Source organism: Luteimonas vadosa, assembly GCF_039543545.1.
GTDB classification, from domain to species: Bacteria; Pseudomonadota; Gammaproteobacteria; order Xanthomonadales; family Xanthomonadaceae; genus Luteimonas; species Luteimonas vadosa.
Map to the genome: position 1 here is coordinate 674,797 of NZ_BAABJY010000001.1, position 17,298 is coordinate 692,094.

The 17,298-nt window shown below is 70.2% G+C and carries 12 protein-coding genes; 7 read left to right on the forward strand and 5 right to left on the reverse strand.

Annotated elements, in window-relative coordinates; genetic code table 11:
- Positions 1-88 precede the first annotated feature (88 nt).
- The gene (locus ABD970_RS03110; protein ID WP_345294029.1) at positions 89-1,426 is read left to right on the forward strand and encodes an APC family permease; all 1,338 of its coding nucleotides are present in this window, start codon (positions 89-91) and stop codon (positions 1,424-1,426) included.
- Positions 1,427-1,439: 13 nt separating this feature from the next.
- Positions 1,440-2,090 (forward strand): DUF938 domain-containing protein, encoded by a 651-nt coding sequence (locus tag ABD970_RS03115; protein ID WP_345294030.1) that lies wholly within the window; start codon positions 1,440-1,442, stop codon positions 2,088-2,090.
- Positions 2,091-2,162: 72 nt separating this feature from the next.
- On the opposite strand, the gene ABD970_RS03120 is transcribed toward ABD970_RS03115, so the two are convergent.
- From ABD970_RS03120 to ABD970_RS03135, 4 genes are all read right to left on the reverse strand, one after another.
- Entirely contained in the window at positions 2,163-2,627 is a 465-nt protein-coding gene (locus ABD970_RS03120) for an MgtC/SapB family protein (protein ID WP_345294031.1), read from the reverse strand.
- A 10-nt stretch (positions 2,628-2,637) separates the two neighbouring features.
- Entirely contained in the window at positions 2,638-3,024 is a 387-nt protein-coding gene (locus ABD970_RS03125) for a DUF4345 family protein (RefSeq protein WP_345294032.1), read from the reverse strand.
- Positions 3,025-3,097: 73 nt separating this feature from the next.
- Positions 3,098-4,225, reverse strand: a complete 1,128-nt coding sequence (locus tag ABD970_RS03130) for a hypothetical protein (protein ID WP_345294033.1) — start codon at positions 4,223-4,225, stop codon at positions 3,098-3,100.
- Positions 4,200-5,702 carry an MBOAT family O-acyltransferase gene (locus tag ABD970_RS03135; RefSeq protein ID WP_345294034.1) on the reverse strand — a complete coding sequence of 501 codons (1,503 nt, stop codon included), beginning with the start codon at positions 5,700-5,702 and terminating at the stop codon, positions 4,200-4,202. The genes ABD970_RS03130 and ABD970_RS03135 overlap by 26 nt, the downstream gene beginning before the upstream one ends.
- Before the next feature lie 134 nt (positions 5,703-5,836).
- On the opposite strand from ABD970_RS03135, the gene ABD970_RS03140 reads away from it, so the two are divergent.
- The gene (locus ABD970_RS03140) at positions 5,837-7,183 is read left to right on the forward strand and encodes a lytic murein transglycosylase (protein WP_345294035.1); all 1,347 of its coding nucleotides are present in this window, start codon (positions 5,837-5,839) and stop codon (positions 7,181-7,183) included.
- Between the two features lie 202 nt (positions 7,184-7,385).
- On the opposite strand, the gene ABD970_RS03145 is transcribed toward ABD970_RS03140, so the two are convergent.
- Positions 7,386-11,075: an indolepyruvate ferredoxin oxidoreductase family protein gene (locus ABD970_RS03145; protein ID WP_345294036.1), complete on the reverse strand. Its 3,690-nt coding sequence runs from the start codon at positions 11,073-11,075 to the stop codon at positions 7,386-7,388.
- Positions 11,076-11,219: 144 nt separating this feature from the next.
- Here ABD970_RS03145 and ABD970_RS03150 point away from each other — a divergent pair, with 144 nt between their 5' ends.
- From ABD970_RS03150 to ABD970_RS03165, 4 genes are all read left to right on the forward strand, one after another.
- Positions 11,220-13,085, forward strand: a complete 1,866-nt coding sequence (locus ABD970_RS03150; RefSeq protein ID WP_345294037.1) for a putative bifunctional diguanylate cyclase/phosphodiesterase — start codon at positions 11,220-11,222, stop codon at positions 13,083-13,085.
- A 111-nt stretch (positions 13,086-13,196) separates the two neighbouring features.
- The gene (gene ggt, locus ABD970_RS03155; protein ID WP_345294038.1) at positions 13,197-14,951 is read left to right on the forward strand and encodes a gamma-glutamyltransferase; all 1,755 of its coding nucleotides are present in this window, start codon (positions 13,197-13,199) and stop codon (positions 14,949-14,951) included.
- Positions 14,951-15,655, forward strand: coding sequence for a 2OG-Fe(II) oxygenase (locus tag ABD970_RS03160; protein WP_345294039.1), 705 nt, complete (start codon positions 14,951-14,953; stop codon positions 15,653-15,655). Before ggt ends, ABD970_RS03160 begins: the two co-directional genes overlap by 1 nt.
- Entirely contained in the window at positions 15,652-17,277 is a 1,626-nt protein-coding gene (locus ABD970_RS03165; protein WP_345294040.1) for a putative 2OG-Fe(II) oxygenase, read from the forward strand. The genes ABD970_RS03160 and ABD970_RS03165 overlap by 4 nt, the downstream gene beginning before the upstream one ends.
- Positions 17,278-17,298: the final 21 nt, after the last annotated feature.

The following is a 17,298-nucleotide window of genomic DNA, read 5'->3' on the forward strand; positions in this document are numbered from 1 at the left end:
ACGCCGTGTCAGGACCGGGACGGGCCTGCGGGGCCGGCGGGCCGGCGAGGTAGGATCGTCGCAAGCCGTCAACCGATCCGGGTGCGCGATGACCGATTCCGAGCCTGCTGCCGCCACGCCCACCCTGCGGCGCGCGGTGTCGCGCTGGCAGATCGTGGGTCTGTCGATCAACGACGTCGTCGGCAGCGGCATCTACCTCTTGCCGGCGGCGGTGGCGGCCCTGCTCGGCGGCGGCGGCGTCTGGGCGATCCTGCTCGCCGGCGCGGCGGTCGGCCTGCTGGTGCTGTGCTACGCGCAGGCGGCGAGCTATTTCGACCAACCCGGGGGCAGCTACCTGTACGCGCGCGAGGCGTTCGGTCCGTTCGTGGGTTTCGAGATCGGCTGGATGACCTGGCTGACCCGGGTGACGGTGGCGGCCTCGCTGAGCAAGGGGCTCGCACAGGCGGTGGCCTACCTGTGGCCGCCGGCGGCCGAAGGCTGGGGCAACCACCTGGTGGTGGTCGGTTCGCTGGCGCTGCTGACCTGGATCAACCTCATCGGCGTGCGGGCCGCGGCGCGCACCGCGGTGGTGCTGGTGGTCGCGAAGCTGTTGCCGCTGCTGTTCTTCGTGGTGGTGGGCGTGTTCTTCGTCGACTGGTCGCGCGGCCTGGCGGTGGAAGCGCCGCCGATGGACAACCTCGGCGAGGGCGCCTTGCTGCTGCTGTTCGCCTACGCCGGGTTCGAGAACACGCCGGCGGCGGCGGGCGAGTACCGCAATCCGAGACGCGACGTGCCGTTCGCGCTGGTCACCATGATCGTACTGGTGTCGCTGACCTATGCGGCGGTGCAGGTGGTCGCGCAGGGCACCTTGCCGGGGCTGGCGCAATCGGCTTCGCCACTGGCGGAGGCCGCCGGCGCCTTCGCCGGGCCGGCGGCGGCGCTGCTGCTCACGGTGGGCGCGGTGGTGTCGATCCTGGGCACCAACAGCAACACCATGCTGTTCGGGCCGCGCTACCTGTATGCGCTTTCGGTGGACGGCTTCGGGCCGCAGCTGTTCGCGCGGGTGCATCCGCGCTGGAGGACGCCCGCGGCGGCGGTGCTGGTGCAGGGCGGGATCGCGGTGGCGCTGGCGCTGTCGGGCTCGTTCGTGCAGCTGGCCTTGCTGTCGGTGGTCGCGCGCCTGTTCTCCTACATGGGCACCGCGTCGGCGGTGCTGGTGTTCGCGCGGCGCCATCGCGACCAGGCGACCGCGTTCCGGCTACCGGGCGGGCCGCTGATCCCCTTGCTGGCGCTGGCGATGTCGCTGGGACTGCTGGCGTCGGCGACGTGGCAGAACCTCGTCGCCGCGGCCATCGCGCTGCTGGTCGGCGCGGTGCTCTACCGGTTCCGTCGCCCGCCGCAGGCGCCATCGACGTTGCCGGCGGACGCGTTGCCGCCGACGGCATGAGCCGGCATCGACCATGACCGAGAAACCCTTCGCCCCCGCCTGCGAACGCAATCGCGAGCCGATCCTGGCCGTGCTGCGCGAGCACTTCGCCAATCGTCGCCAGGTGCTGGAGATCGGCAGCGGCACCGGCCAGCATGCCGTGTACTTCGCAGCGGCGATGCCGTGGCTGGCGTGGCAGTGCACCGATGTCGCCGCGCAGCTGCCGGGGATCGCGACGTGGCTCGACGACGCGGGCCTGGCGAACACGCCGGCACCGGTGGCGCTGGACCTGTCGCGGAACGACTGGCCCGCGAACGCCTCGACGCCCGCCGGGAACCCTCCATTGCTGGCGGGTGCAACCCCCGGCGAGGGCTTCGATGCGGGTTTCAGCGCGAACACCTTGCACATCGTCGCCTGGCCGCTGGTGGAAGCCTTCTTCGCTGCGCTCGATGCGCTGCTCGCCGCCGATGCGACGGTGGTGGTCTATGGTCCGTTCAACTATGGCGGCGCGCACACCAGCCAGAGCAACCGCGACTTCGATGCCTGGTTGCGTGCACGCGACCCGTCATCGGGCATTCGCGACTTCGAGGCCGTCGACGCGCTCGCGCAGGGCGTCGGGCTTCGCCTGGTCGACGACGTGGCGATGCCTGCCAACAACCGGTGCCTGGTGTGGCGGAGGGGCTAGGCCGGACCGGCACGGGCTTGCCCGCCGCTCGCCGTACCCACCGGTCATGCTTGCCCCGGGCCGCTGTCGCGGTCAGTCGCGGGTATCGAGCTTGCGTTCCAGCCGCCGCAGCACCGCGAGCACCGTGACGCCCAGCAGGGAGGCGCCGAAGGCCAGCAGGTAGTTTCCAAGCCCTGCGGCAATGCCGATCGCGGCGGCCATCAGCAGGGAACTGGCGGTGGTGAGGCCACGGACGCGGTCGCGTCCGCCCGCACGCAGGATCGCGCCGGCACCGACGAAGCCCACCGCCGCGACCACGGCCTCGATCAGGCGCAGGGGATCCACGCGCAGCAGCTCGCGGTAGGGTTCGCGAGCGAAGTCCTGGGCCACGATGTCGCCCAGGCTGACGATCAGCGCGGCGGCGCCGGCGATCATCATGTGGGTGCGCAGGCCCGCGGTATGGCGGCCGAGTTCGCGCTCGAAGCCGACCACCCCGCCGAACAGCATCGCCGCGGCGACGCGCAGCAGGATGCCCAGGTCCTGGGTGAGCACATCCATCGCCGCGGCCTCAGGCAGTGGACCGTGCCCGGTCCAGGAACCACAGCGCGATGGCTGCGAGCAGCATCAGGACTTCCAGGCCGGCGATGACCTTCGTCAGCGACTCCACCGGCCCGAAGCGCACCAGGCTGATCGTGCGATGGAGCACGATCGGCGCGTACAGGGCGATCGCCACCAGCACGCCGGTGCGATGCAGCTCCGGCTTGAACGCAAGCCATGCGAAGACCAGCGCCAGGCCCCACTGCAGACCACCATAAACCGTGAGGTATTCCGAGCGGCCGCTGTTCGACAGCATCGTATAACCCAGGTTCTGCGCCGTCGGCTCCAGGCGCAGCGCGCACCACACGCCGAACACGGCGTACATCAAGGCGTTGATCCAGAGGTAGAGCGCGGTCATCGCGGTGTCCCGTCATGCATGCCGGGCCAGCGTGCCGTCGCCGGCGTGAACGCGATGCAGTCGCGGCCGTGACTCACGATTCCGGTGGCGCGGCTGGCGCGGGCCGGGTCGAGGCCTCTTCGACCAGCGGCAACAGCGCCTCGGTGAAGCGTTCGGCTTCGCTCGCCGAGAGGTGGGACCATTCCGGCAGCTCGTAACCCTGCAGCTGCGGGTGGTCCTCGAAGTGGATGCCCGGCGCACCGGTGGCGGCCAACAGGCGTTCCCAGGTCGCGGCGCGCGGGAACGCCTTGCGTTCCATCTCGAGCCACTGGCCAGCGCTGGGTGCGCGCACGAACACCACCGGCACGCCGCGCGCGCGCAGCTTGCCGACGGCGGCCACGGCCCGCGCGATCTGCTTGTCGCGAAGCGCGTGGGCGGCGGCGGGCGGGGGCGGCGGGCGCTGCAGCAGGCGGGACCAGATGTCGCGCGCCAGTGCGCGGTAGGCCGGATCGCGTTCGACCTTGTCCCACATGCGCGTGGCGCGATCGGCATCGGCCACCGAGAGCCTGCGGACGGCGACCTCGTTCGGCACGCCCGGGCGCGCCGGCCATGGCTGGCGTTCCAGGACGGTGAACAGGGCGAAATCCGGGTCGTAGTACGCCAGCCAGGGTTCCAGCAGCCACATCGACAGGCGCTGCCCCGCGCGCTGCGCCGGGCTCTCGTTGCGGTAGTAGGGCAGCACGGCGTGGCGCCGGGAGAAATCCGCGAAGAACAACAGGGGCGTCACGCCGACCACCAGTCGCCCGGTGAAATCTGTGTCGTCGGCCAGGTCCTCGAGCAGGAACAGCGGCGAGGTGCCTTCGAGCGCCAGCTGGATCGGGCGCTCGCCGTCGAGTCGTTCCCAGACCGGGAGCTGGATGTCGAACAGCACGCGCGAGGATCCGATGATCACCGTCGCGTCGCCCTCGCCCTGGTCGATGCGGCGCCGTTGGATCGCCCACGCGCCGTCGCTGTTGCGATACGAGGGCGCGACACCGTAGTCGCGCCAGTACAGCTCCCATCCCGACAGCGCGACGGCGAAGAGCAGCAGCGCGACGAGCCAGGGCCAGCCCAGCGCGCGCGACGGCAAGGCGCGCACCGGCGGATCGTCCAGGGGCACCTCGTAGGCCGGTAGTTCGCCCGCGTTCGAGGGCCGCTCAGAACTGGAAGTAGATGAAGGCATCGCTCCCTCCCTGCGTGATCGCGATGGCGAACAGCATCAGTCCCCACAACGTGCCCGTGGCGGCGACCGGCCAACGAGAGACCTCCGCGTGCAGCGCACGGTGGCGCATGTGCCAGTGCACGGCGAGGATGGTCGCGACCGCGGCGCTCGCACTGGCCAGCGCATAGGTGCCGAGGATCGGGGCGCCTCCGGTGTCCAGCAGCAGCATCCCGCGCAACATCCGCCACGCGGTGGGGAAATCGGTGGCGCGGAAGAACACCCAGGTGATATTGACGAGGAAATAGGTCAGCAGCGCCAGCAGGAGCTTCCCGGGCAAGGTTCGCCACAGCGCCAGATGGCCCACGCGCGGCTTGAGCCAGCGCTCGGCGGCCAGGTAGGCGCCGTGCAGCCCACCCCAGGCGACGAAGGTCCACGCGGCGCCGTGCCACAACCCGCCTAGCAGCATGGTCAGCATCAGGTTGGCGTAGGTGCGCGCGGCGCCTTGACGGTTGCCGCCCAGCGGCACGTACAGGTAGTCGCGCAGCCAGGTCGACAGCGAGATGTGCCAGCGCCGCCAGAAGTCGGAGAAGCCGATCGCCGCGTACGGGTAGCGGAAGTTGTCCGGCAGCGAGAAGCCCAGCATCAATGCGATGCCGATGGCGCAGGTGCTGTAGCCGGCGAAGTCGCAGAAGATCTGGCCGGAGAACGCCAGGGTCCCTAGCCAGGCGTCGCCAGGATGCAGGAGTTCCCTGGCCCCGAAGGCGGCATCGGAGACCGGGGCGAGGATGCCGTCCGCGACCACGATCTTCTCGAACAGCCCCAGCACCAACAGCATCGCGCCCCAGCCGAACTGCCGCGCCGTCGCCATGCGCGGCGTCGCGAACTGGGGGACGAGGTCGCGCGGGCGAACGATCGGCCCGGCGACCAGCTGCGGGAAGAAGGTCACGAACAGCGCGAAGTCGAGGAAGGAGCGGGCTGGCGGCGCCCGCCGCAGGTAGACGTCGAGCGTGTAGGCCATGGTCTGGAACGTGTAGAACGAGATGCCGACCGGCAACACGATGTCCCAGGCCGGCGCCTGCCAGGGCACGCCCATCGCGGCCATCGCCTCGGCGAAATTGCGCGTCAGGAAGCCGCCGTACTTGAAGTAGCCCAGCAGGCCGAGGTTGGTCGCCAGCGAGACGAGCAGCAAGGCGCGGCGGCGCGCGGGCGCCTCGGTGCGGGCGATGCGACCGGCGGCCCACCAGTCGACCAGGGTCGAGATCCACAGCAGGATCACGAAGGGCGGGTTCCAGGCCGCGTAGAACAGGTAGCTGGCGATCAACAGGCTGGATTTCTTCGCCGACCATGGCAGCGGCGAGACGTGCACCGCCAGCACGATCCCGAGGAAGGCGATGAAGGTCAGCGAGTTGAACAGCACGGGCAGTCCCTGGGACGCGCAGGCGCGTATTCGCCCTCCAACGCCGTAATCGCGCTCCGGCGGCCAAGGAGCCCCGCGCATGTTTTCGAGCCACCGGTCTGGCGACGGCCACCTGGCGCGGTGCGCGCGCTCACGCGACCTGGCCGCCGCCCGTGGCAGCGTGGGCCGAGGAAGGGCGCGGGAACCGGGCCGACAACAAGAAGGAGTGAGCGACGATGGAAGATCCAAGGGCCTTCAAGCGGCGGGCTGGCCGGGGCGGCGGGTTGCCGCTGGCCGTGGCCGTGTTGGCCGGCGTGGCGTGCACCGCCGCGGTCGCATCGACCGCGCCCGTCGCGGTCGCGTCGCTGGCGCAACAGGCCGCGCTGCCGGCAACTCCCGATGCCTCGCCGCCCGAAGGGGCGACGGAGTCGTTCCGGCGTTGCCGCGACGGCCTGCGAGGCCAGGCCGTCCAGGCCGGCGTCAGCCCACCGACCTTCGACAGTCTCCTCGCGACGATCGAACCGGACCTGTCGGTCTTGCCCCTGCTCGACGCCCAGCCCGAGTTCACCACGCCGATCTGGGACTACCTCGCGGCCCTGGTCGACCAGGAACGCATCGATGACGGAAAGGCCATGCTGCGTGAGCACGCGGAGGTCCTGGAAAGGATCGGAAACGAATACGGCGTCGACCCGGAAACGGTCGTTGCGGTCTGGGGCGTGGAAAGCGATTACGGCAAGACCTTCGGCAAGCGACCGCTGCTGCAGTCGCTGGCGACCCTGTCCTGTTTCGGGCGCCGGCAGGATTTCTTTCGCGGCGAACTGTTCGCCACCCTGGGCCTGCTGCAGTCCGGCGACCTGCGCGACGCCGGCCTGACCGGTTCGTGGGCGGGCGCGTTCGGCCACACCCAGTTCATGCCCAGCACCTACAAGCGCATCGCGGTGGACTTCGACGGCGACGGACGCCGCGATCTGGTCGGCAGCATCCCCGACGCGCTCGCCTCGACCGCCAACTACCTCAAGCGGGCGGGCTGGCGTAGCGGCGAGCCCTGGGGGTTCGAGGCGAAGTTGCCGGCGGGCTTCGACGCCTCGCTCGCCGGGCGCAAGAGCAAGCGTGCGCTTTCCGACTGGATTGCCCGGGGCGTGACCCGTGTCGATGGCAATGCGCTTGCGGGGAGCGGCGCATCGGAGACGGCCAAGGCCGGCGTGCTGCTGCCAGCCGGCGCGGCCGGTCCGGCGTTCGTGGTGTTCCGCAACTTCGACGCCATCTATTCGTACAACGCCGCGGAAAGCTATGCGCTGGCGATCGCGCACCTGTCGGACCGGCTGCGTGGCGAAGGTCCGTTCGCGACCCCGTGGCCGACCGACGACCCCGGCCTGGACCGCAGGCAGCGCCGCGAGTTGCAGACGCTGCTGCTGGCCCGCGGCCACGACATCGGCGAAGCCGACGGCCTGATCGGCAGCCTGACCCGGCGGGCCATCGCCGCGGAGCAGCAGCGGCTGGGCATGACGCCGGCGGATGGACGCGCCGGGAACAAGGTCCTCGAGGCATTGCGATCGGAAGCGTCGTCGCCGCCCAGGCGGTAGGCCGGGAAGGGGCGATGCCGGGGTCGGTGCGGCTTGCCACCGCGGGCATCCCGCCGACGTTCCTCGAAAGCCCGACACGAATCGTCGCCGCCGATTCGCGCGACTTGAAGCGGGTGCGGCGGCCCGGGCCGCCTGCGCGCGGCGATATGTAGCGACGGTAGCGACCCGTCCCTGCGGCAAGCCGGACGGGACCGTTTCCGGCTCAGGCCGCCTGCACGATCCGCAACGGGTTGTTCCATTGGGCCAGCAGTTCGGCTTCGCGCGCCTTCGCCTTGTGCAAGTGGGCTTCCTTGACGTGTCCGTAGCCGCGGATGTGTTCCGGGATGGCGGCGATCTCGGCGGCGAGGTCGACGTTACCGCCGTCGAGGCCGTCCAGCAGTCCGCCGACGGTGCGCTGGTACTCGTCAATCAATCGGCGCTCGGATCTGCGCTCCTCGGTGTAACCGAACACGTCGAGCACGCCACCGCGCAGGAAGCGCAGCTTCGCCAGCACGCGGAACACGGTGAACACCCACGGCCCGAATTCCTGCTTGACCAGGCGACCTTCGGCGTCCTTCCTGGCCAGCAGTGGGGGCGCGAGGTGGAAGTGGACCTTGTAGTCACCGTCGAACTGCTGCTGCAGGCGGCGCTTGAACTCGCCGCTGGTGTACAGCCGCGCGACCTCGTACTCGTCCTTGTAGGCCATCAGCTTGAAGAAGTAGCGCGAAACGGCCTCGGCCAGGTCGGTGGAGCCGGGCGCGCGCGCCTGTTCGGCGGCGCGCACGGTCGCGACGAAGTCCGAATATCGCCTCGCGTAGGCGGCATCCTGGTAGTCGGTGAGGAAGGCGACGCGGCGCGCGATGAGTTCGTCCAGCGATCGCGACAGGCGGGCATCGTCCAGCGGCAGGAAGGCCACGCCGTCGCCGCCATGCTCGGGCACGTGGCGCAGCTCGTCCTCGTTGCGCGTCGGGTTCGGCGCCGACGGCCCGGCGATCTCATGGCCTTCCCACTCGCCCGGGGGCAGGGCATCGAGGGGCTGCGGTGCCGATTCGGCGGCCGTGCGCGGGTTGCGCACCAGCCCCGCGGCGGCATGCACCGCATCGGGGTCGATGGCGGCCAGGCGGCCCCAGGCGAAGGCGGTCTTGTTCATCTCGACGGCCGCGCCATTCAATTCCACCGCCTGCATCAGGGCATCGAAGCTCAGCGGCACCAGGCCCTGCTGCCAGGCGAAGCCGAGCATCATCAGGTTGGCCGCGATGGCGTTGCCCATGAGCGCGTTGGCGAGCTCGGTGGCCTCGAACTGCATGGGCGCCGCGCCGCCCAGCGCCTGCGACACCGCGCTGACGATGCCCGACGCGGGGAACTGCATGTCCGGACGCGTGGTGAACGTGCCAGGCATCGCCTCGTAGGTGTTGAGCACCACCTGCGAACGCCCGGCCCGCAGCTTCGACAGCGCCCAGTAGTCGTTGACCACCACCATGTCGCAGCCCAGCACCAGGTCCGCCTCGCCGGCGGCGATGCGCACGGCATGGATGTCCTCCGGCGTGCGCGCGATGCGCACATGGGTGGTGACCGCGCCGCCCTTCTGCGCCAGGCCGGTCTGGTCGAGCACGGTCGAACCGCGGCTCTCCAGGTGGCCGGCCATGCCCAGCAGGGCACCGATGGTGACCACGCCCGTGCCGCCGACGCCGGTGATCAGGATGTTCCAGGGTCGCGACAGGTCGCTGGCGAAGGTCGGCATCGGCAGGTCGGCGAGACGCTCCTCCGCGGACACCTTCTTGCCCTTGCGCGGCGCGCCGCCGTGCACGGTGACGAAGCTGGGGCAGAAGCCGTCGACGCAGGAGTAATCCTTGTTGCAGTTGCTCTGGTCGATCTCGCGCTTGCGGCCGAATTCGGTTTCCTTCGGCAGCACCGAGACGCAGAAGCTCTTGACCCCGCAGTCGCCGCAGCCCTCGCACACCAAGGTGTTGACGAAGACGCGCTTGGCCGGGTCGGCGATCTTGCCGCGCTTGCGGCGACGGCGCTTCTCCGTCGCGCAGACCTGGTCGTAGATCAGGACCGAGACCCCCTCGACCTCGCGCAATCGCTTCTGAGCGGTGTCGAGTTCGCGGCGGTCGAGGAACTCGACGCCCTCGGGGAAGATCGACGTGTCCGACCACTTTCCGATGTCGTCGCTCATCACCACGATCGTGCGCACGCCCTCGCTGCGCACCTGGTGGGCGATCTGCGGCACCGACAGCTGGCCGTCGACCGGCTGGCCGCCGGTCATCGCGACCGCGTCGTTGTAGAGGATCTTGTAGGTGATGTTGACGCCGGCGGCGACCGACTGCCGGATCGCCAGCGAGCCGGAGTGGAAGTAGGTGCCGTCGCCCAGGTTCTGGAAGACGTGCCTGGTGTCGGTGAACGCCGCCTGCCCGGCCCAGGTCACGCCTTCGCCGCCCATGTGGGTGAAGGTGTCGGTGTCGCGGTCCATCCACGTGACCATGTAGTGGCAGCCGATGCCTGCCAGCGCGCGGGAGCCCTCCGGCACCTTGGTCGAGGTGTTGTGCGGGCAGCCGCTGCAGTAGTGCGGCACGCGCGGGAAGTTGGCGCGCGGCAGCGCCAGTTCGGCTTCCTTCGCGGCGAGGAACCCGAGCTGCCGGTCGATGTGCTCGCTGCGGTGGAAGCGACCCAGCCGCGCGGCGATGGCGCGCGCGATGCGTGCCGGCGTGAGTTCGCCGGTCGAGGGCAGGATCCAGTCGCCGGATTCGTCGTGCTTGCCGTTGATGGACGGCCGCTCGCCCGGGAAGTTGTAGAACGCCTCCTTCATCTGGCTCTCGATGAAGGCGTGCTTCTCCTCCACCACCAGGATGTCCTGCAGGCCCGAGGCAAACGCGCGCAGCCCGACCGGCTCCAGCGGCCAGGTCATGCCGATCTTGTAGACGCGGATGCCGAGGCCGGCGCAGGCATCCGCGTCGAGGCCCAGGTATTCCAGCGCCTGCAGCACATCGAGGTAGGACTTGCCGGTGGTGGCGATGCCCAGGCGGGCATTGGGGGAATCGAGCACGATGCGGTCGATACCGTTGGCGCGCGCGAACGCCTGCGCGGCGGCGACCGCGTAACGGTGCAGGCGCATCTCCTGTTCCAGCGGCGGGTCCGGCCAGCGGATGTTGAGGCCGCCCGGCGGCATCTCGAAGTCCTCCGGCGTGGCGATGTGCAACGCGAACGGATCGACCTGCACCGAAGCGGACGACTCGACGGTTTCGGCGATGGTCTTGAAGCCGACCCAGCGCCCGGTGTAGCGCGACATCGCCCAGCCCAGCAGGCCCATGTCGAGGATGTCCTGCACGCCGGCCGGGTTGAGCACCGGCATCATCGCGCTGACGAACTCGTGCTCGCTGCCGTGCGGCAAGGTCGAGCTGCGGCAGTTGTGGTCGTCCGCGGCCAGCGCCAGCACGCCGCCGTGCTTCGACGTGCCGGCGGCATTGGCGTGCTTGAACACGTCGCCGCAACGGTCCACGCCCGGACCCTTGCCGTACCACATGCCGAACACGCCATCGACCGTCGCGCCGGGGAACAGGTTGGTCTGCTGCGTGCCCCAGACCATGGTCGCGCCGAGGTCTTCGTTGAGGCCCGGCGTGAACTTCACGCCGGCCTCGGCCAGGTGCTGCTTCGCCCGCCAGAGCTCCAGGTCGAATCCACCCAGCGGCGAGCCGCGGTAGCCGGAGACGAAGCCGCCGGTGTTCAACCCTGCACGCGCGTCGCGCAGCCGCTGCATCAGCGGCAACCGCACCAGTGCCTGCACGCCGGACAGGTAGATCCGCCCCTGCGTCCGCCGGTACTTGTCGTCGAGGGTGTAGTCGCGGTCGAGGACGCCCTGGGTCAGCCCGCGCTTGGCGGAGGCGGGCGAGGACAGTTCGGCGGTACTGGTCATGGGCGGCTCGACGCGAAAAGGCGCGCCAATGGGCACGCCGGAACGATGGGGGGATCGCCGGCATTGTAAACGACGCCCCTGCTAGAATGGGTCCTTGGCTGGTCATGGGCAGGGTGCGCGCCAGCCGCCGCAGGGGAGAGCTCCATGCCTTCCGCATTGGCATCCCAGGTCGATCGCCCGGACGCCGGCGAGGCCGCCCGACATGCCGCCGCGCTCCGTGTATTGACGCGCACCGTGTGGCATCCCGATTGCACCTTCGACACCGCGCTGGCGGAAATCTCCCGGACTGCGGCGGAGACGCTCGAGGTGGGGCGCGTGAACGTGTGGCGCCTGGAACGCGACGCCTGCCGGCTGGCCTGCATCCATGCCTACGACCTTCGCAAGGACGAACACGCCTGCAGGGAGGAACTGGAAACGCTGCCCCTGGACGCGGCCTATGCCAGCCAGCTGGATTCGGTGCGCGTGATCACCTACGACGACGTGGGCGCGGGCGTGGCGAGTACGCCGACAAGCCGTGAATGGAAGGCCTACTTCCAGCGGCACGGGATCCAGTCGCTGCTCGATGCCCCGGTGCTGGTCGAGGGAGAACTGCAGGGCGTGATCTGCCACGAGCACCTCGACGAACCACGCAACTGGTCGCCGGGCCAGAAGGCGTTCGCCGGCAGCATGGGCGACTTCGTGGCCATGGCGCTGGAGATCGTCCGCCGCCGCAACGCGGAGGAGGAGGTCAGCCACCTCAAGCTCCACGACGGCACGACCAACCTGCCGAACCGGGACTTCCTGCTGGAGGCGCTGTCCCAGCGCATGCACGTGCCCCAGTCCGTCGACCAGTTGCCGGCCGTCGTGCACGTCAAGGTGGGCCTGGCGCAAGGCGCGCCGCTGCCGGGGCAGTCGGACACGATGGAGGACGTGCATGCGCAGGTCGCCAGCCGATTGCGCGCGCTGGTCGACGACGGCGTGCAGCTGTCGCGCGTGCGCCCCGACGGCTTCGCGTTCGTGCCCGGCGCGACCTGGTCGCAGCGCGACGTCGTGCACCTGGCAGAACGCTGCGTCGAGGCGGCGCAGAACCCGCTGGACGCCGCGTCGATGACGCGCATCCAGGCCTCGGTGGGCGTTGCGTTCGCCGAGCCCGGGGACAGCGATGCCCGCAAGCTGCTGCGGCAGGCCGAACAGGCCAGCGAGCAGGCCCTGTCCGACGGGGGGCAGCGGTTCCAGGTGTTCGATGCCGGGCACCACCAGCGATTGGTGCAACGCCTGGAACTGGAGGGCACCTTGTGGCGTGCCTTCAACGAACGTCGGTTCGAGGTGCATTTCCAGCCCGAGGTGTGCCTGGACAGTGGACGGTGGCTGGGTGCCGAGGCACTGATGCGCTGGCGGCGCGACGGCGAGGTGGTCGTCGCGGGCGAGTTCATCGATGCCGCTGAATCCTGCGGGCTGGTCGTGCCGCTGGGCGAGTGGGTGCTAGAGCAGGCGTGCCAGTCAGCGGCCGCATGGCCGGCGGGCCCGGAAGGACGCCTGCCTGGCCTGCGCGTCAACCTGTCCACCCGGCAGTTCGAGTCCTGCGGGCTTGCCGACATGGTGGCGGGCTGCCTCGAGCGCGCGGGCCTGGCCGCCGACCGGCTGTGCCTGGAGATCACCGAGACCACGCTGATGCGCGACCTGGAGGCAGCCAGGGCCCTGATCGTATCCCTGCGCCGACTTGGCGTGTCGATCGCCATCGACGACTTCGGCACCGGGTACTCGTCGTTCGCGCACCTGAAGCAGTTTCCCATCGACGTGCTCAAGCTCGACCGGAGTTTCGTCGCCGGCGTCCCCGGCAACCAGGTGGACCAGGCGATCGTCAGCGCCGTTCGTGCGCTGGCGACCGGCATGGGCGTCGTGGTGGTCGTGGAAGGCGTGGAAACCCGCGGGCAGGCTGATTGGCTCCGCGACCAAGGGTTCCGCCTGGCGCAAGGTTTCCTGTTCGCATCGGCCCTCCCCGACACGGAGTTGCTGGCGAGATTCGCCTGAGCTGCAACGCCTTCGGAGTTTCCTGCCCGCCGGTGCGCGGATGAACCGTGCCACCACGCGGCACCACGGCCGCTGCGTTATCGTTGGACCTCCGTTTCCCCGGGTACCGCCATGGTCCGCGACGCCGATCCTCGATCCCGCTTCCCCGAACGCCCGGCTGCGCTTCGCGCACTCGCGGTCCTGGCGCTGGCGTTGTTCTCGCCGGCGATGGCCGCCCTGGCCGCCGACCGGGTCACCGGCGAAGCCTTCGCCACCCGCAGCGAGGTCTATGCGCCGCAGGCGATGGCGGCGACCTCGCATCCGCTGGCCACGCAGGTCGCGCTGGACGTGATGCAGGCGGGCGGCAGCGCGGTCGATGCCGCCATCGCCGCCAATGCCGCGCTCGGCCTCATGGAACCCACCGGCAACGGCATCGGTGGCGACCTGTTCGCCATCGTCTGGGATCCGAAGACGCGCAAGCTCCACGGCTACAACGGTTCCGGGCGATCGCCGAAGGCGCTGACGCTGGCGGAGTTCCAGCGCCGGGGGCTGTCCGATATCCCGCCGCACGGCCCCTTGCCGGTGACCGTGCCCGGCGCGGTCGATGGCTGGTTCGCGCTGCACGGCCGCTTCGGCAAGCGCACCATGGCGCAGAACCTGGCGCCCGCGATCCGGTATGCGCGGCAGGGCCACCCGGTGCACGAGGTGATCGCGTACTACTGGAACCGCAGCGTGCCGGTGCTGTCGAAATGGCCCGGTTTCCGCGAGCAGTTCACCATCGACGGCCGCGCGCCCAGGCGCGGCGAGACCTGGCGCAACCCCAACCTCGCGAACACCCTGGAAGCCATCGGTCGCGGGGGGCGCGACGCGTTCTACAAGGGCGACATCGCGCGCACCATCGACGCGTATTTCAAGGCCAATGACGGCTTCCTGCGCTACGAGGACCTGGCCGCGCACGCCGGCGAGTGGGTCGAGCCGGTCGGCACCGACTACCGCGGCCATACGCTGTGGGAGCTGCCGCCCAACGGGCAGGGCATCGCCGCGCTGCAGATCCTCAACCTGCTCGAACCCTACGACCTGGCGAAGTACGGTTTCGGCAGCCCGGAGCACGTGCACCTGTTCGTCGAGGCCAAGAAACTCGCCTTCGCCGACCGCGCGGCGTCGTACGCCGACCCGGACTTCTTCAAGACACCGGTCGAACGGCTGGTCTCCAAGGCGTATGCACGCGAACGCGGCAAGGCGATCTCGATGGACCGCGCGGCGCGCGCCGTCGAGCCCGGGATCATCCCCGAGATCAACGAAGGCGACACGATCTACCTGGCGACCGCCGACGCCGACGGGATGATGGTGTCCCTGATCCAGTCCAACTACCGAGGCATGGGCAGCGGCATGGCACCGCCGGGGCTGGGTTTCATCCTGCAGGACCGTGGCGAGCAGTTCGTGCTCAAGCCCGGGCATCCCAATGCCTTCGCCCCCGGCAAGCGGCCTTTCCACACCATCATCCCGGCGTTCGTCACCAAGGATGGCAAGCCCTGGCTATCGTTCGGCCTCATGGGCGGCGCGATGCAGCCGCAGGGGCATGCGCAGATCCTGATCAACCTGGTGGACTTCGGCATGAACCTGCAGGAGGCCGGCGACGCGCCGCGCATCCAGCACGACGGCTCGACCGAACCGGCCGGCCAGAACGTGGCGATGGACGACGGCGGCGAAGTCGACCTGGAGACCGGCTACGGTTACGGCACCGTCCGCGCCCTGATGCGCAAGGGGCATTCGGTGCGCTTCGCCGACGGTCCCTACGGCGGCTACCAGGCGATCATGGTGAACCCGGAAGGCGGGTACGTCGGCGCCAGCGAGTCGCGCAAGGACGGGCAGGCGGCGGGCTACTGATGTTCAACGCGGCGATCGACCCGGCCGAAGTGCGCGCGCGCCTGGCGCGCGACGGACGCGTGCAGGTCGCGGACTACCTGCAGCCCGACGCCGCCGACACGCTGCGCAAGTGCCTGGCCGAGGACGTGCCGTGGACGCTCGCGCTGCGCGATGGCGACCAGCCCCGCACCATCGACAACCGCACGTATGCCGCGATGGCTCCCGAGGCGTTGGCGGCCTTGCTGCGCGGCGTCGCCGACAGCGCCCGCGGCGGCGAATACCGCTTCGCCTACGACAGCTACATGATGGTCCCGGCCTACAAGGAGGGGCGCGATCCCGGCCTGCTGCTGCACCGCGTGCTCGAGGTGTTCAACTCGCCGGAGTACATCGCCTTCCTGCACGCGTTGACCGGCGACGCCGCCATCCGCCGCGTCAACGCCCAGGCCACGCGCTACCGGCGCGGCCACTTCCTGCGCTACCACACCGACATCGACAGCACCGAAGGGCGGCGGTTCGCCTACGTGCTGAACCTGACCCGGGAGTGGCGGGCCGACTGGGGCGGGTTGCTGCAGTTCATCGACGGCGACGGGCGCGTGGTCGAGACCTACCTGCCGCGTTACAACAGCCTGTCGCTGTTCAAGGTGCCGGCCGGGCATGCGGTGTCGCTGGTAGCGCCGTGGGCCGACCAGGATCGGCTGGCGATCACGGGGTGGGCCCTGTCGTGAGCGCACCGCCGCGCGAGCTGGTCGCGCAGGTGCAGCGCGCCATCCAGGCCTTGCAGGGCGGCCACGCCGCGGCGGCCGAGGCGGCATGCACGCAACTGCTGGCGCGGTTCCCGGATTCGATCGACGGCTGGCGGCTGCTCGGCCATGCCCGCCTGGCGCAGGACGATGCCGCCACCGCGGCCGAGGCACTGGCGCGCGCCGAGGCGCTATCGCCGGGTGATCCACGGACGGTGTTCGCGCTCGGGACCGCGCTGCTGCAATCCGGCGAGGCCGGGCGCGCGTTCGAACCCTTGCAGCAGGCCATGCGCGCCATGCCCGACGAGCCGCTGGCGGCGTTCCGCTACGGCACCTGCGCCTACGCGCTGCAGCGCTTCGAAGCCGCCAAGGCGGGATTCGAAGCCGCGACCCGGTTGCAGCCGGCATGGCCGGAGGCGTGGAACAACCTCGCCGCGACCCTGGGACGGCTGGAGGACCATGACGCCGCCATCGCCGCCGCCCGCCGCGCGCTGCAGCTGCGACCGGATGCCAATGCCCTCGAAGCGCTGGCGGTGTTGCTGGTCAACCGCTTCGACGCGCCTTCGCTGCAGGAAGGCCTGCAGTTGATCGCGCATGCGTTGCGGCTGGCGCCAAGAATGGCCAAGGCACATCTCACCGCCGCACTGTTGCTGCGCAAGACCGGCGACCTTCGCCAGGCCGAACACCATGCGCGGCAGGCCCGCGAACTCGCGCCGGCGGACGTCGAGACCGCCGAGATCCTTGGCGAACTGCAGTTGTTGCAGGGCAAGGCCGATGCCGCCATCCAGACCTACGAGCAGGCTTCCGCCGAGGGCGTTGAGTCGCCGATCCTCGCGCGCCAGCTCGGCATCGCCCTGCTGCAGGACGGGCAGCCGGAGGCGGCGGTGGCGCAGCTGGATGCCGACCTGCGCAAGCGGCCCGGCGACCAGCGCACCATCGCGCACCTGGGCGCGGCGCTGGAGGTGCTCGGCCGCCACGACGAGGCAGAACGCCTGCTCGGCATGCACCGCCACGTCCGCTCGGTGCGGATCCTGCCGCCGGAGGGGTTCGACGATGACGCCGCGTTCCGCGCCGCGCTCGCCGACGACATCCGTCGCCACAGCCGGCAACGCTGGGAGCCGGCCGGACTGGCGGCGCGCAATGCATACCTCAGCGGCGACCTGCTCGCCGACCGCACGCCGGCCATCGTCGGGTTCGAGCAGCGCCTGCGGGAAGCCATCGATGCCTACATCGCCGCCTGCGAACCCGACGCCGACGATGCCATGCTGTCCGCGATCCCGCGCCGCTACCGGCTGCATGTCTGGGCGACCCAGGCCGACGCGCGCGGTTTCATCGACACGCACATCCACGAAGAATCCTGGCTGTCCGGCGCGTACTACGTGGAGTTGCCCGCCTCGATCCGCGACGACGATCCGGCACATGCCGGGTGGATCGAGTTCGGTCGACCGCCCTTGGCCCTGTCGCCGGTGCCGGACACGGCGCTACGCCTGACGTGCCCGACGCCGGGCACCCTGCTGCTATTCCCTTCGTACCTGTTCCATCGCACCTTGCCGTTCCCCGGGGACGGCGAGCGCATCAGCATCTCCTTCGACCTGGCCGCGATTTGACCTTGGCGCCCGGCAGGGGTA